Consider the following 13,940-nt stretch of genomic DNA (forward strand, 5'->3'; position numbering starts at 1 on the left):
GACCCGACCCGACCCGACCCGGCCCGACCTGGCTCGGCCTGACCCGACCGGCCCGGCAGGCCCGATTTCGCCCCCCACCCCGCCTGGCCTGCCCGAACGCCAGTCCGCGCCGATCGAGATGCCGGAGGGGCGAGGCAGGCGAACAATGGACGGGTAGACCCGCGCACGGTCGGTGCGGGGGACCGCTCGGGGACTTCCCAACCGGACACGGCCTCGCCATGAACGCAGGAAGCCCGGCCGCCACCCGGCCGACACCTCCCAAGGGTGCGCTGTACCGACTGGGGCACTGGTGCGCCCGTCACTTCATCATCGTCATCGCGCTGTGGCTGGCGGCGATGGTGGGACTCCAGATCACCGACAGAGCGGTCGGAGGACAGTACTCCGACGACTTCGACCTGCCCGGCGTGCAGTCCGCCGAAGGGCTCGACGTCCTCCAGGCACACGACCCGGCGGCCGGCGGCTACGGCGCGCAGATCGTCCTGAACAGGACCTCGGGGCCGCTCACGGACGAGGCCTCCGCCGTCAACTCGACCGTCGCCGCCCTGGAGAAACTGCCCGACGTCCTCGGCGCGCAGAACCCCCTGCCGCCGCCGGGCACCACGCCGCCCGCACCGCCCGCCGGGGTCCCCAACACCGGGCCGCTGTCCACGGACGGCAAGACCGCCTACATCACGGTGCGCTTCAGCAAGCCGCCCTCCACCCTCGGCAGCGACTACCTGCCCGGCGTCGACGCCGCCGTCCAGCCGCTCCGGGACGCCGGCGTCGACGTCGAGTACGGCGGCCCGCTCGGCGAACTCGCCCGGCCCGCGGCCGACGACCGCACGAGCGAGGCGATCGGCTTCGCCGTCGCGATCGTCGTCCTCCTCATCGGCTTCGGCAGTGTCATCGCGGCCGTCCTGCCGCTGATCACGGCACTCCTCGGCGTGATCTGCGGCCTCGCGCTCCTGGGCCTGATGGCGGCGGCCTTCACCTTCGGCACGGTCTCACCCACGCTGGCCACCATGATCGGCCTGGGCGTCGGCATCGACTACGCGCTCTTCCTCATCACCCGCCATCGCCAGAACCTCATGAACGGCCACGATCCCGCCGATTCGGCCGGCCTCGCGACGACCACCAGCGGCCGCGCCGTCCTGGTCTCCGGCTGTACGGTCATCATCGCCCTGTCCGGTCTGTGGGTCTCCGGCGTCAGCTTCATCGGCAAACTGGGCCTGGCGGCCGCCTTCACGGTCGTCACCGCGGTCCTGGCCGCGCTCACCCTGGTCCCGGCCATGCTCGGCCTCGTCGGCAAGCGCATCGACCGCTACCACGTGCGCAAGCCCGTGGCGGAGACCGACGCCGAGCCCGGTACGCCCGCGCACGGCACCTGGCACCGTTACGCGCAGCGGGTGGAGAGGCGCCCCTGGTGGTTCCTGACCGGCGGCGTCCTGGTGCTGCTCGTCCTGGCCTTCCCGCTGCTCTTCATCCAGCTCGGCCACATCGGCGACGGCGCCGACCCCGAGTCCTTCACGGACCGGCGGGCGTACGACCTCATCTCCACCGCCTTCGGGCCCGGCGCGAACGGGCCGCTGACCCTCGTCGTGGACCAGACGGCCGTGCCCGCCGCGGACCGCGCGGACCTCGCCGACAAGCTCAAGCAGGCGTTGACCGGGGTCCCGGACGCTGCCTTCATCACCCCGCTCCAGGCCACCTCCGACGGAGACGTCCTGGTCGGCACCGCCTACTCGGTGGCCTCGCCGCAGGACGAGAAGACCACCCAGCTGACCAACCACCTCGTCGACGACGTGCTGCCGCAGGCGGTGACCGGCACCGACGCGCAGACGTACGTCACCGGTACCACGGCCTCCCAGGTGGACTTCCTCGACCTCGTCTCCAGCCGGCTCCCGCTGATCATCGCCGTGGTGGTGGGACTCGCCTTCCTCGTCATCCTCATCGTCTTCCGCGGCGTCCTCGTCGCGGTGAAGGCCGCCGTCCTCAACGTGCTCTCCATCGCGGCCTCGTACGGCGTGGTCGTGGCCGTCTTCCAGTGGGGCTGGGGCGGGCCCGCGCTCGGTGTCTCCGGCAAGGTGCCCATCGAGAGCTATGTGCCGATGATGATGTTCGCCATCGTCTTCGGCCTGAGCATGGACTACGAGATCTTCCTGCTGTCCCGGGTCCGTGAGGCCTGGCTGCGCACGGGCGATCCGAAGGCCAGTGTGGCCCACGCCCTTGAGATCACCGCCAGGGTGATCACCTGCGCCGCGCTGATCATGGTGAGTGTCTTCGCGGCCTTCATCGTCTCGGACAACATCGTGGTCAAGATGCTCGGTCTCGGTCTGGCGGCCAGCGTCCTCATCGACGCCACCGTGGTGCGCCTGCTGCTCGTGCCGGCGGTGATGACCCTCCTCGGCAAGCACGCCTGGTGGTGTCCGCGCCGGCTGGACCGGCTGCTCCCGCACCTGGACACCGAGGGCGAGGGCGAGCCGGAACCCGCCGTGGGCGCGGCGAAGGGCGGCCGGGGCTCAGCCGCCTGACAGTTCGCCGAGCAGCTTCCAGGTGCGCGCGCGGCCCTCCTCGCCGTTCAGCTCCGTCGCCGTGAACACCACCTCCGTCGCCCCCGCCTCGCGGTAGCGCCGTACCTCCGCGGCGACCGTCTCCTCGTCGCCGATCACGGCGATCTCGGCCGCCCGGGCGGCGCCGGACGCCTCGATCGCGCGCTGGTAGGACGGGATCCGCTCGTACAGCGCGAGCGCCTCGGCCGCCTTCTGCCGTACGGCCTCCACCTCGGCGTTCGCGGTGACCACGCCCGGGACGAGGGCCACGATCCGGGGTGCGGGCCGGCCGGCCGCCGCCGCCGCGGCGGTGACGGTGGGGACGATGCGCTCGGCGAGCGCGCGCGGCCCGGCCAGGAACGGCAGGACCCCGTCGGCCAGTTCACCGCTGACGCGCAGGGCCTGCGGACCCATCGCGGCGACGAGGACCGGCACGGCCGGCCGGGCGCCCGGCACCGCCGCCGAGTACGGCGTGGTCGCGGTGAGCAGCTCGCCGTGGAAGTCGGCACTCCCCGTTTCGAGCAGCGGGCGGAGCGCCGTGAGGAACTCCCTGAGCAGACCGATGGGCCGCCGGAACGGGATGCCGAAACCGGTCTCGGTCAGGTGCTGGGTGCCGAGGGCGAGCCCGAGGTGATAGCGGCCGCCGGTGGCCGCCTGGGCGGTCTGCGCCTGGCTGGAGACGAGCAGCGGATGGCGGCCGAAGACGGGGATGGCGGAGGTCCCGACCTGGAGACCGGGCACCTCGCGCCCGACGATCGCGGCCAGCGAGGGCGAGTCGTACGCGAAGGTCTGGCCGAACCACGCCGAGTGCAGGCCCGCGTCGCGCGCCTCCCGCGCGAGCCGCACCGTGCTGTCGATCGTGCGCTGGACGGAGGTCGAACCGAGCGTTACTCCGAGAGTCATACCACTGCCAACCGGCCCGTCCGCGAACGGGATTCCCGCCCGTGTGTGAAGAGTGTGTTGCACGGCGGAGCGCGGCCGGCGGGCAGCCGGGGCGGGGGAGGCGAGGGGCGGCCCTGGGGCCCGCGATGATGGGGCGATGACGACTCTCGCCGAGGTGGACGCGCTGGCCGGCCGCGCGCACGCCGGACAGACCGACAAGACCGGTGTCCCGTACGTCGAGCACGTCCGGGCGGTCGCCGCCGGCCTGGAACCGTTCGGCCCGCACCTGGCCATGGCCGGGCTGCTCCACGACGTCATCGAGGACACCGCGTGGACGGCGGACCGGCTCCGCGCCGCCGGGATCCCGGACCGCGTCGTCGCCGTCGTCGAGGCCGTGACCAACACCCCCGGCACGGCCTACGAGGAGAAGATCCGCCGGATCACCCAGGATCCCGACGCCACCCTCGTGAAGATCGCCGACAACGCCCACAACAGCCGCCCGGACCGGGCCGCCGCCCTGCCGCCCGAGCAGCGGGAACGGCTCGCCGCCAAGTACCGCGCGGCCCGGGAGACCCTCTGGGCGGCGGCCGACCCCGAGCACGTCGCGACCATCCTGCGCATCGTCAACCCCGGACTCCTGGGGGAACTCGCCGACCGGTGTGACGCGGGTCACGGGAACCCGCTCCGGGGGCCGGACAGACGAGAGACGTGAACATCGACATGCGCGCACGCGTCCGGGACGGAGACCCCTCGGCCTTCGCCGAACTCTTCGACTCCTACGCCCGGAGCGTCTACAACCACGCCTTCCGGCTGACCGGCGACTGGTCGGTCGCCGAGGACGTGATGGCGGCGACCTTCCTGGAGGCCTGGCGGCTCCGGCAGAAGGTGGACCCGGCCGGGGGATCGCTCCGGCCCTGGCTGCTCGGCGTCGCCACCAACGTCTCCCGCAACCACTGCCGAGGAAACCGCCGTTACCGGGCGGCCGCCGACGCGTACGCCGCCGCCGGACAGGCCGAGGCCTCGGTACCCGACCACGCCTCCGAGGTCGCGGGCCGGATCGACGACCGGCGCCGCATCGCCGCCACCCTGCGGGCGCTCGGCACCCTCCGCCGCACCGAACGCGAAGTCCTCGTCCTCTGCCTCTGGGAGGGCCTCGCCTACACCGAGGTCGCCCAGGCCCTGCGCGTCCCCGTCGGCACCGTCCGCTCCCGGCTCTCCCGGGCCCGAGCCAGGCTCCGTACCGGTGCCGAGGCGGAACTCGCCGGAGAGAGAGGCGAACGCGTCCCGGAGAAACGGGAACCCGCCTCCCGCACTCGACAGACAACAGGTGATCGCGTGAACGCGGTCCGGCCCGCGCAGGAAGGAATCCGATGAACCCCGACCCGGACAAGACCCGTACGGCGAACCGGCACGAGACCGGAGGCCTCCCGGCGATCGAGGAACACGACCTTCCCCGGGGCCGCCACCAGTTCCACAAGGAGCGCCTGATGAGCCAGATCCACGACGACCGCCGCACCGCCGCCGCGCGAACCGCGCGCAACCCCTTCCTGCGGAAGGCGATCCTGCTGCCCGCCGCCACCGTGCTCGCCGGAGCGCTCGCCGTCGGCGTCCTCGTCCTCACCCCGGGCGGGACCGACAACCCCCACCCCGTCGACCGCGCCACCGGCCCCGCCCTCACCACCACCATCGGCGTCGTGGACGCCAAGGGCGGGCCCCGGCTCCTCGACCGGATCTCGCTCGCCGCCGCCGGGGCCGAGGCCCCGAACGGCCGCGCCGGCCAGTACATCTACATCGAGACACGGTCGGCGAACACACATGTCAGGACCGTGAACGGGGAGAGCGGCCTCGTCAGCGACCCCCTGCACACCCGGCAGTCCTGGCGGTCGCCCGACGGCCTCAAGGGCTGGCTGATCGAGCCCGGCAACACCGGCCCCGAGGGCATCACCCTGGAAGGCCGCGACGAGCAGGGCAACGTGCCGACGCCCCACCTCGGCGCGCCCTCCCACGACTACCTCGCGAGCCTCCCCACCGACCCCGACGCGCTGCTGCGGAAGATCTACGAGGAGACCGAGGGACAGGGCAACGGCAAGGAGCAGCAGGCCTTCACCACCATCGGGGACCTGCTCGTGGAGAGCTGGCCGACCCCGAAGCTGACGGCGGCCCTCTACCGGGCCGCCGCGAAGATCCCCGGAGTCGTCATGGTGGACAGCGCCACCGACGCCGCCGGCCGCAAGGGGGTCGCCGTCGCGCGGCTCGACGAGGCCAGCGGACAGCGCACCGAGTGGATCTTCGACAGCAGGACCTTCACCTTCCTGGGCGAGCGCACCGTCCAGGTGAAGGGTGACGGTGGCGAGGGCGGCCTGATCAAGCCCGGGACCGTCGTCTCCACCAACGCGGTCATGGTCCGGGCCTTCGTCGACGGCATCAAGGTCGTGCCGTAGGCCTCAGGACCGCTGTCCGGACGACCAACCGCCCAGTTCCGTCGGGCGGTTGGTGATGATGCCGTCCACTCCGAGCGCGTCCAGGGCCTTCCAGCGGGCCGGGCTGTCGACCGTCCAGACGTTCACGGCGACGCCCGCCGCGTGCAGGTCGCGGACGAGCTCGGGGCGGGTGGACAGGGCCCGGTCCGACGGGTTGTACGAGGCGAGGCGCAGGTCCTCGGCCACCGCGAGGGGGTCGGTGTCCAGGGTGTCCCGCAGCAGCCCCAACGGCAGTTCGGGGGCCAGTTCGTGGACGTACCGCAGGTGCGGAACCTCGAAACTCTGGACGAAGACCCTCTCAGTCATGCCCTGTTCACGTACCAGCTCGACGATCCGGCGTACCTGCGCGTAGGTGTGACGGCCCTTCACCTCAAGCAGCAGCTTCCCGCCCCGCGTCCGCAGATCCGCCAACTGGGCCTCCAGCGTGGGGACATGCGTGCCGGCGAAGGCCGGGGCGAACCAGGAACCGGCGTCGAGGGCGTCCAGCTCGGAGGAGGTCAGCGAGCGGATCGGCCCCGTGCCGTCCGTCGTCCGGTCGACGGTCGTGTCGTGGAGGACGTACGGCACGTCGTCCCTGCTGGGCTGGACGTCGTTCTCGATCCAGACGGCGCCGCCCCGCCGGGCCACCTCGCCGGCGATCAGAGTGTTCTCGGGGGCGGCCGACGAGGCCCCCCGGTGGGCGATCACGGTCACGGGTGCCCCCGCCGGGCGCATCCAGGGACTCGTCGCCGCGGTGTCGTCCGCCGGAGGGCGGGGAGCCGCCAGCGCGGGCGGGGCGGTGGCGACGAGCGCGGCCGCGAAACCGGCGACCACGACGACCAGGCCGGTGGTCCCGCGACGCCGACGGCGCCGGGAGGCGGGCGGGTGAGGGTCTCTCATGTCCGCACACCCTAAGGGGCGGCGGGCCCATCGGGCCGGATCACGGAGCGGCCCTCGCGTCGTGCCGCGGGACGGCGGAGGCCGGAGCCATGAAGGAATTCCGGAGAATCTCCCCGGAGGTGCTCACCGGAACCGGCGGCAACCTTCACCCGACCCTCACCTATCGGCGACCGGGCCGCCCGGGGGATGGCGATAAGCCCGCATCCTCCCCAACTGTGCTGCGGTCGGCGCGTCGTTGCCGACGATGCGAACACGTTTGCGTTTCGCTCGAGCGTTCTGGAACTCTCCGTTCGACTTACTGACACCGGAGCAACGGAGACAACCACACATGCCCACACGGCGCATACGTCGCGCGTGGCTCACGGCCGCCGCCACGGCCTCGCTCGCGTTCACCGGCCTCGCGGCACCGGCGCAGGCGGAGGACCTTCCGCCCGCCGCCCCGCAGAGCTGGGTCCAGGAACCCCGGACGACCGAGGCGACCGCCTCGCCGTTCACCACCCGCGCCTGGACCGCCCCCGGCGGCGCGGCCTCACCCGGTGACTTCACGATGTCGCCCGGCGCGATGAACGCCGAGACCACCACACGGGTGACCCGACTGGACTCGGTGCTGCCCAAGTCCGGCGTCCAGAACCTGCTGGCCGGCGCGAACCGCACCGTACAGCCGTGGTGCTCCCGGGACCCGTTCGGCACGGCCCCGGACCCCGACATCAAGTACTGCCTGCAGAACGACGACTCCGTCTCGCAGGAATGGGTCCCCCAAGGCATGACCGGCGTCTCCGACGCCAAGGACAACGAGCTGTGGGGCGACGCCGGCAACATCCAGCTCTTCGCCTCCTACGACGGCTGGGACCCGGGCCGCGAGAACGACCCGCTCCCGACCGCGGGCGACTGCACCACGGCCGAGCTGGAGGCGAACGACGCCTGCAACCAGAAGGGCGTCCGCATCACCTTCGTCCAGAGCCGGACCAACCCGGCCACGGGCAGCCCCGAGGTCAAGTACCGGCACGTCCTGCTGGGCTGGACCTACGTGAACTCGGCCGACCACGTCTCCTTCGACGGTCTGCACGCCGCCGAGTACCCCATCCAGAAGGGCGTGCACGCGGGCGGGATCGTCTGGTACGGCAACTACCTCTACGTCGCGGACACCCGCAACGGCCTGCGCGTCTTCGACATGCGCTACATCATGGACCTCGACCCGGACGGTGACCCCAGGACGCACGACGCGATGGGTGCCGACACGGACGGCGTGAAGACCACCGCCAACGTCGAGGACAAGACGAAGGTCGGCCGGCACGACAACGTCTGGTACAGCTTCGGCTACCGCTACGTGATGCCCCAGGTGGCCGCCTGGAAGTTCAAGGCGACGCAGAACAACCCGCGGGGCTCGTACGCCTGCGTCTCCACCGGAGCGCCGAAGGCCTCCTACATCTCGCTGGACCGCAGCACCACCCCGGACCGGCTCATCATGGGCGAGTACTGCCGTCCCGAGAGCGGCTACCCGTCCACCGGCCGCATCGCCTCCTACCCGGTCGCGGCCCTGGAGGGCCGTTCGGCCGACATCGCCGCGGAGGGCTGGGCGAACTACCTGCCGCTGGCCAACGGCGGCGCGCAGGGCGCGGCGGCGCACGAGGGCACCCTCTACGTGAACGAGTCGAAGGGCACCGACGAGCCCGGCAACCTCTGGCGCTACACGTGGGACGGCGGCCGGCTGGTCCAGTCGGGGCAGGCCGTCAAGACCGCCCGGGGCGCCGAGGACCTCTACGTCGAGCGCGGCACCGGCCGGCTGTGGTCCGTCTCCGAACACCGCCCGGGGCAGGACGACGACTGCGTGGCGAACCCCGGCGCGGGCGATCCGGACGGCACGGACTACTGCCAGCGGGTGCTCTACGGGCACAAGCTGAGCTGGCTCGACGGCCAGCCGTAGCAGAGTGACGGCGTCCCCGCCGGCCGTGCCCGGCACGGCCGGCGGGGACGCTCGCACCTCCTGCCGGGCCTTCGCCGTACCACGTGATCACGGCAGGGTACGGCGCGGCGACGGGTCCGTACGGCCGGGGCGGTCGCCCCTGCCCCGGGCCCGCCCCGCGACACGACGGACAACGCGAGCCCTTCGCCGGAATCCACCGGTCTGCGGCATGGTGGGAGACATGCCCGGAGCCGTGCCATCGGGGGACCTCGGCCGGGCCCGCGGAGTCGGGGGACTCATGGACACCAACGAGGTATGTGAACCGCACAGAGCCGGGCTCCGGAGGGAGCGGGGCGGCACGCCCGGCCCGGCACGCGGCCGGAGCGTGCTCGAAGGGGCTTTCGCACTGCTCGACGCCCTGCGCCGGAGCGGTGAAGAGGCCGGGGTGACGGAGCTGGCGCTCGTCTGCGGGGTGCCCAAAGGCACCGTCCACCGTCTGCTCGACCAGCTGGTCGCGCTCGGCGCAGTCGAACGGAAGGGCAACCGCTACCGGGTCGGCCCCCAGCTCTACCGCATCGGCCAGGCCTGGGAGCCGCACCCGGGGTTGCTGCCCGCCGCCCGCCTGCCGCTCCAGCGGCTCAGGGCCGCCACCGGCGCGAGCGTGGTCCTCACCGTGCTGCGCGAGGACATGGCCATCACCGTCGGCTCGGTCCCCGGGGAACTCGAACCAGTCCACCCCGTACGGGAGGGCATCGCCTTCCACCTCGACACCGCCGCCGGAAAGGCCCTGCGGGGGCCGCTCCGCGGCGGCGCCGTCCTCGACCGGGAGGACGTGATGGACGGGGTGTGTTGTGCCGCCCTGCCGATCCGCACCCCGGACGGGCGCACGGTCGCGGCGCTCGCCGCGCTGGTCCCGGCCGGCCGGCCGCTCGACACGCTCGCCCGCGGCGTCGCCGAGGCGGGGGCCGCGGTCAACCGCGCGCTCGCCCGGGGCGGACCGCGGAGACGGGCCTTGCCGACGGCCGCGCTCGCGCCCTGAACGGCTTCCGAACGGCGCCGTTCCGTCCAGTGGAACGCGCGTAGAACCGGGAGGGAGTGGCGGGCACAGTGGGTGTCGTGCCGAGGGGAACGGCACACCGGCCCGCCGAACCGCGGCGAGCCGACAACACCGTCACGTCAGTGACCCGACGTGTGGGGGGACCACATGCGCAAGAACCGAATCGCCCGAACGGCCGCCACCGCCCTGCTCGGGCTCGGCAGCGTCGCCGCGTTCGCCGGCACCGCCCAGGCCGAGCCGATCGACTACGTCCGGATCGAACTGGTCGAGCTGCACTGCCAGAAGAACAGCGAGGGCGACCACGACGAGGCGTACCTCAAGATCACCGACGCCAACGGCAACGCCGTCAAGGTCTGGCCCGGCAACGGTGTCAAGTACCAGACCATGGGCACCGGTTACGTCCGGTCGATGGCCGACGGCAACGGCAACGCGGCCCTCATCCTCGGCAAGCAGCAGGCCCGTACCCTGACCCTCTGGGACTACGACTCGACCAGCGGCGACGACAAGCTCGGCGCCACGCTCGTCACCGGCAGCGAGGTCGGCGCCGAGACCCAGTGGCGCTCGGTCGAGGGCTCCGGCGGCGTCTACGTCATCGGCTACCGCGTGATCGACATCTGACCGTCGTCCACCGTCCCGAGGCTCATGGAGGAGGGCCGTGCCGGATCATCGGCACGGCCCTCCTCGCTTCCGCGGCGATCAGTCGCCGTCGGGCGCCACCAGTTCACCCGTCCGCGCCACCTTCGCGTACCAGCGGGCGCTGGACTTCGGCGTCCGCTCCAGGGTGTCGTAGTCCACCCGCACCGCGCCGAACCGCTTCGCGTAGCCGTAGCCCCACTCGAAGTTGTCCAGGAGCGACCAGAGGAAGTAGCCGCGGACGTCCACCCCGTCCTCGATGGCCCGGTGCACCGCCTCCAGGTGCGCGTGCACATAGGCGGCGCGCTCCGGGTCGTGCACCGAACCGTCCGGGGACACCACGTCCTCGTACGCCGCCCCGTTCTCGCTGATGACCAGCGGGAGCCGGGGGTACGCCTCCGACACCCGGGTCAGCAGGTCGTACAGCGCGCTCGGGTCGACCGCCCAGCCCATCGCCGTCGGCTCGCCCGGCGCTCGGTGGAAGGCCACCGAGTCCGCGCCCGGCCACGGCGAGTGGTCACTGTTGCCGTGGCCGTCGTCCTGCGGCTTCTCCGCACCCTCCGGCACCTGCGAGACGAGCGTCGGGGTGTAGTAGTTGATCGCCAGCAGGTCCAGCGGCTGCCGTGCGGTCGCCGTGTCACCGTCCCTGACGAAGGACCAGTCGGTGACCTGCGCCGTGTCGAGGATCAGGTCCTCGGGGTAGGCGCCCTCCAGCATCGGCCCCAGCCAGATCCGGTTGCCGACGGCGTCGATCCGGCGGGCCGCGTCCAGGTCCTCGGCCGAACCCGTCAGCGGCCGCACCTCGTGCAGGTTGAGCGAGACCGAGATCTGCCGGTCCGCGGGCAGCGAGGACCGGAGGGCCTGGACCGCGAGACCGTGCCCGAGGTTCAGATGGTGGGCGGCGCGCAGCGAGGCCACCGGATCCGTGCGGCCCGGGGCGTGCACCCCGGAGCCGTACCCCAGGAAGGCGCTGCACCAGGGCTCGTTGAGGGTGGTCCAGCGGCTGACCCGGTCGCCGAGGGCGTCGGCGACGATCCCCGCGTACTCGGCGAACCGCTCGGCGGTGGACCGCTCGGGCCAGCCGCCCGCGTCCTCCAGCTCCTGCGGCAGGTCCCAGTGGTAGAGCGTGAGCGCCGGCTCGATCCCGGCGGCGAGCAGCTCGTCGACGAGCGCCCGGTAGAAGTCCAGGCCCTTCTGCACGGCCGGACCGCGCCCGGTGGGCTGCACCCGGGACCAGGAGACGGAGAACCGGTAGGCGTTCAGGCCGAGTTCGGACATGATCCCGACGTCCTCGCGGAACCGGTGGTAGTGGTCCACTGCCACGTCACCGGTGTGCCCTTCGAAGACCTTGCCGGGGGTGTGCGAGAAGGTGTCCCAGATGGACGGAGTACGGCCGTCCTCGGCCGCCGCTCCCTCGATCTGGTACGCGGCGGTGGCCGCGCCCCAGAGGAAGTCGGACGGGAACGAGCGGGTGGCGGTGAGCGGCCGGGTTTCGGACGCGGTCATAGGAGAGGGCTCCCAACGCGGGTACGGGGTCAGTACGTTCGAGACGTTCGGTAGGAAGGGCGGGGCGGCCGGTCAGCTCTTGACGGCGCCGGCCGTGATGCCGCCCACGATGTGCTTGCCCAGGAAGGCGAAGACCAGGAGGAGCGGCACGGTGGAGATGAGGGCGCCGGTCAGCACGACGGCGTGGTCCACCGTGTGGTTGCCCGCGCCGAGCCCGGCGAGTGCCACCTGAAGGGTGGGGTTGCCGTCCGGGGTGAGCGCGATGAAGGGCCAGAAGAAGTCGTTCCAGGCCTGCACGAAGACCAGCATGCCGAGGACGGCCATGGCGGGCCTCGCCACCGGGAACACCACGTGCCAGATGATCCGGAGGCTGTGCGCGCCGTCCATCCGGGCCGCCTCCACCAGCTCCATCGGCAGCGCCTCCACCAGGAACTGGCGCATGAAGAACACGCCGAACGCGGCGACGAGCGAGGGCAGGACGACCGACTGGAGCTGATCGAACCAGCCGAGGTCGGTGATGATCTGGTAGAGCGGGATGACGCTGAGCTGCGGCGGGATCGTCATGGTGGCGACCACCAGGGAGAGCAGCATGCCCCGGCCCCGGAACGGCAGCTTGGCGAAGGCGAAACCGGCCAGCGTGGAGAACAGCACGGTGGACAGGGCCACCAGGCTCGCCACGACCGTGGTGTTGATCAGCGCCTCGCCCATGTCGACCTGGTTCCAGGCGAAGCTGAGGTTGTCCAGGAGGCGGTTGCCGGGCAGCAGGGGCGCCGGGGCCTCCACGACCCGCTCGCCGCTGTGCGAGGCGGCGACCACGTTCCAGTACAGCGGGAAGAGCGAGACGAACGCGGCGACGACGAGCAGCACATAGGTGAGCGGTCCCGCGTGGTGCTGGCGGCCGGCCGTCTGCCGGAAGCGGCGCCCGGGGCGGGCCGCCGCCGGGGCGGCGGCCGGGGTTCCGGACTCGGCCGGGCTCCTGTCGAGTGTCTGCGCCATGAGGTCAGCCCCCCAGCTTCTTGCGGTTGTGGCGGGAGACGAGCGCCTGGACGCCGCCGACGAGCAGCAGGAGCAGCAGCATGACCCAGGCGATCGCCGAAGCCTGGCCCAGTGCGCCGGTCACCCACCCCTTCTCGTACATCAGCAGGCTCAGCGTCTGGAACTGGTTGCCGCTGCCGCCGCTGATCCCGACGCTGCCGCCGAAGAGCATCGGCTCGCCGAACAGCTGGGTGGCCCCGATGGTGGAGACGACGATCGTGAAGAGGATGGTCGGCCGGATCGACGGGATCGTGACGCTGACGAACTGGCGCCAGCGCGAGGCCCCGTCGAGCGAGGCCGCCTCGTACAGGTCCTGCGGCACGGCCTGCATGGCGGCCAGGTAGATCAGGGCGTTGTAGCCGGTCCAGCGCCAGGTGACGATCACCGAGATGGCGATCTGCGCCGGCCACTTGGACGACTCCCAGTTCACCGGGTCGAAGCCGACCCAGCCCAGGACGCTGTTGATCATCCCGTAGTCGGTGTTGAACAGCTGGGCGAAGACCAGGGTCGCCGCCGCGATCGAGGTGGCGTACGGGGCGAGGATCGCGACCCGGAAGAAGCCCCGGCCGCGGAGCTTGTAGTTGAGCAGATGCGCCAGGCCCAGCGCCATGAGCAGCTGGGGAACGGTCGCGATCACCCCGATGGTGAAGGTGTTGAAGAGCGCGTTCCAGAAGAACTCACTGGTCGCGAGGTCGGTGTAGTTCTCCAGACCCTTCCACGTCGGGTCCCCGCCGAGCTCGACCCGGTTGAGCGAGAGCCAGCCGGTGTAGATCAGCGGGAAGAGGCCGAAGGCGGCGAAGGTGAGGAAGAAGGGGGCGACGAAGACGTACGGGATCGCCTTGATGTCCCAGCGGTAGAGCGTGCTGCGCAGGCCGCCGGGGGAGCGGCGGCCGCGCGGGCCGGGGGAGGAGGGCGGTGCGGCGGGCGGCGGGGAGCCGTCCGGCCTCGCCCGAACGGAGGTGGCCACGGGGGCGTCCTTCCAGGGTCGATGCGTGCGGTGGTGCGGACGGTGCCGGGCCGCCGCCCGCGGGCGGCGG

Annotated in this window: 12 protein-coding genes; 7 read left to right on the plus strand and 5 right to left on the minus strand. The window is 72.2% G+C overall.

Features of this window, described 5'->3' with window-relative positions:
* The first annotated feature begins 218 nt into the window (after positions 1-218).
* On the plus strand, positions 219-2,510 hold the full coding sequence (locus AOK00_RS07545; protein WP_055599531.1) for an MMPL family transporter: 2,292 nt from the start codon (positions 219-221) through the stop codon (positions 2,508-2,510).
* Here the strand turns inward: AOK00_RS07545 and AOK00_RS07550 are convergent.
* Positions 2,499-3,431 (minus strand): TIGR03564 family F420-dependent LLM class oxidoreductase, encoded by a 933-nt coding sequence (locus tag AOK00_RS07550; protein WP_055599532.1) that lies wholly within the window; start codon positions 3,429-3,431, stop codon positions 2,499-2,501. The two genes, AOK00_RS07545 and AOK00_RS07550, sit on opposite strands and share 12 nt — an antisense overlap.
* 136 nt (positions 3,432-3,567) lie before the next feature.
* Here AOK00_RS07550 and AOK00_RS07555 point away from each other — a divergent pair, with 136 nt between their 5' ends.
* Genes AOK00_RS07555 through AOK00_RS07565 form a run of 3 tightly spaced genes read left to right on the plus strand, consistent with a single transcriptional unit; the run spans position 3,568 to position 5,851 of the window.
* Complete coding sequence (locus tag AOK00_RS07555; protein WP_055599533.1) at positions 3,568-4,122, plus strand: HD domain-containing protein; 555 nt, start codon at positions 3,568-3,570, stop codon at positions 4,120-4,122.
* Positions 4,119-4,784, plus strand: coding sequence for an RNA polymerase sigma factor (locus AOK00_RS07560; protein WP_107097330.1), 666 nt, complete (start codon positions 4,119-4,121; stop codon positions 4,782-4,784). Before AOK00_RS07555 ends, AOK00_RS07560 begins: the two co-directional genes overlap by 4 nt.
* Entirely contained in the window at positions 4,781-5,851 is a 1,071-nt protein-coding gene (locus AOK00_RS07565; protein ID WP_055599534.1) for a CU044_5270 family protein, read from the plus strand. Before AOK00_RS07560 ends, AOK00_RS07565 begins: the two co-directional genes overlap by 4 nt.
* A gap of 3 nt (positions 5,852-5,854) precedes the next feature.
* On the opposite strand, the gene AOK00_RS07570 is transcribed toward AOK00_RS07565, so the two are convergent.
* Positions 5,855-6,769 (minus strand): glycerophosphodiester phosphodiesterase, encoded by a 915-nt coding sequence (locus AOK00_RS07570; RefSeq protein WP_055599535.1) that lies wholly within the window; start codon positions 6,767-6,769, stop codon positions 5,855-5,857.
* A gap of 328 nt (positions 6,770-7,097) precedes the next feature.
* Here AOK00_RS07570 and AOK00_RS07575 point away from each other — a divergent pair, with 328 nt between their 5' ends.
* The 3 genes from AOK00_RS07575 (at position 7,098) to AOK00_RS07585 (ending at position 10,347) form a co-directional block, all read left to right on the plus strand.
* Positions 7,098-8,693 (plus strand): hypothetical protein, encoded by a 1,596-nt coding sequence (locus tag AOK00_RS07575; protein ID WP_055599536.1) that lies wholly within the window; start codon positions 7,098-7,100, stop codon positions 8,691-8,693.
* A gap of 277 nt (positions 8,694-8,970) precedes the next feature.
* Entirely contained in the window at positions 8,971-9,711 is a 741-nt protein-coding gene (locus tag AOK00_RS07580) for an IclR family transcriptional regulator (RefSeq protein ID WP_079041880.1), read from the plus strand.
* Positions 9,712-9,876: 165 nt separating this feature from the next.
* Positions 9,877-10,347 carry a hypothetical protein gene (locus AOK00_RS07585; RefSeq protein WP_254047275.1) on the plus strand — a complete coding sequence of 157 codons (471 nt, stop codon included), beginning with the start codon at positions 9,877-9,879 and terminating at the stop codon, positions 10,345-10,347.
* Between the two features lie 78 nt (positions 10,348-10,425).
* Here AOK00_RS07585 and AOK00_RS07590 read toward each other — a convergent pair whose 3' ends face one another.
* From AOK00_RS07590 to AOK00_RS07600, 3 genes are all read right to left on the minus strand, one after another.
* Positions 10,426-11,868 (minus strand): GH1 family beta-glucosidase, encoded by a 1,443-nt coding sequence (locus AOK00_RS07590; protein ID WP_055599538.1) that lies wholly within the window; start codon positions 11,866-11,868, stop codon positions 10,426-10,428.
* A 72-nt stretch (positions 11,869-11,940) separates the two neighbouring features.
* The gene (locus AOK00_RS07595) at positions 11,941-12,864 is read right to left on the minus strand and encodes a carbohydrate ABC transporter permease (RefSeq protein WP_055599539.1); all 924 of its coding nucleotides are present in this window, start codon (positions 12,862-12,864) and stop codon (positions 11,941-11,943) included.
* Positions 12,865-12,868: 4 nt separating this feature from the next.
* The gene (locus tag AOK00_RS07600; RefSeq protein ID WP_055599540.1) at positions 12,869-13,870 is read right to left on the minus strand and encodes a carbohydrate ABC transporter permease; all 1,002 of its coding nucleotides are present in this window, start codon (positions 13,868-13,870) and stop codon (positions 12,869-12,871) included.
* Positions 13,871-13,940 lie beyond the last annotated feature (70 nt).

The organism is Streptomyces aureus, from assembly GCF_001418135.1.
GTDB lineage: Bacteria > Actinomycetota > Actinomycetes > Streptomycetales > Streptomycetaceae > Streptomyces > Streptomyces aureus_A.

Coding starts and splice junctions, on each gene's coding strand:
- AOK00_RS07545 (WP_055599531.1), top strand. CDS start 219: ATGAACGCAGGAAGCCCGGCCGCCACCCGGCCGACACCTCCCAAGGGT.
- AOK00_RS07550 (WP_055599532.1), bottom strand. CDS start 3,431: ATGACTCTCGGAGTAACGCTCGGTTCGACCTCCGTCCAGCGCACGATC.
- AOK00_RS07555 (WP_055599533.1), top strand. CDS start 3,568: ATGACGACTCTCGCCGAGGTGGACGCGCTGGCCGGCCGCGCGCACGCC.
- AOK00_RS07565 (WP_055599534.1), top strand. CDS start 4,781: ATGAACCCCGACCCGGACAAGACCCGTACGGCGAACCGGCACGAGACC.
- AOK00_RS07570 (WP_055599535.1), bottom strand. CDS start 6,769: ATGAGAGACCCTCACCCGCCCGCCTCCCGGCGCCGTCGGCGTCGCGGG.
- AOK00_RS07575 (WP_055599536.1), top strand. CDS start 7,098: ATGCCCACACGGCGCATACGTCGCGCGTGGCTCACGGCCGCCGCCACG.
- AOK00_RS07580 (WP_079041880.1), top strand. CDS start 8,971: ATGGACACCAACGAGGTATGTGAACCGCACAGAGCCGGGCTCCGGAGG.
- AOK00_RS07585 (WP_254047275.1), top strand. CDS start 9,877: ATGCGCAAGAACCGAATCGCCCGAACGGCCGCCACCGCCCTGCTCGGG.
- AOK00_RS07590 (WP_055599538.1), bottom strand. CDS start 11,868: ATGACCGCGTCCGAAACCCGGCCGCTCACCGCCACCCGCTCGTTCCCG.
- AOK00_RS07595 (WP_055599539.1), bottom strand. CDS start 12,864: ATGGCGCAGACACTCGACAGGAGCCCGGCCGAGTCCGGAACCCCGGCC.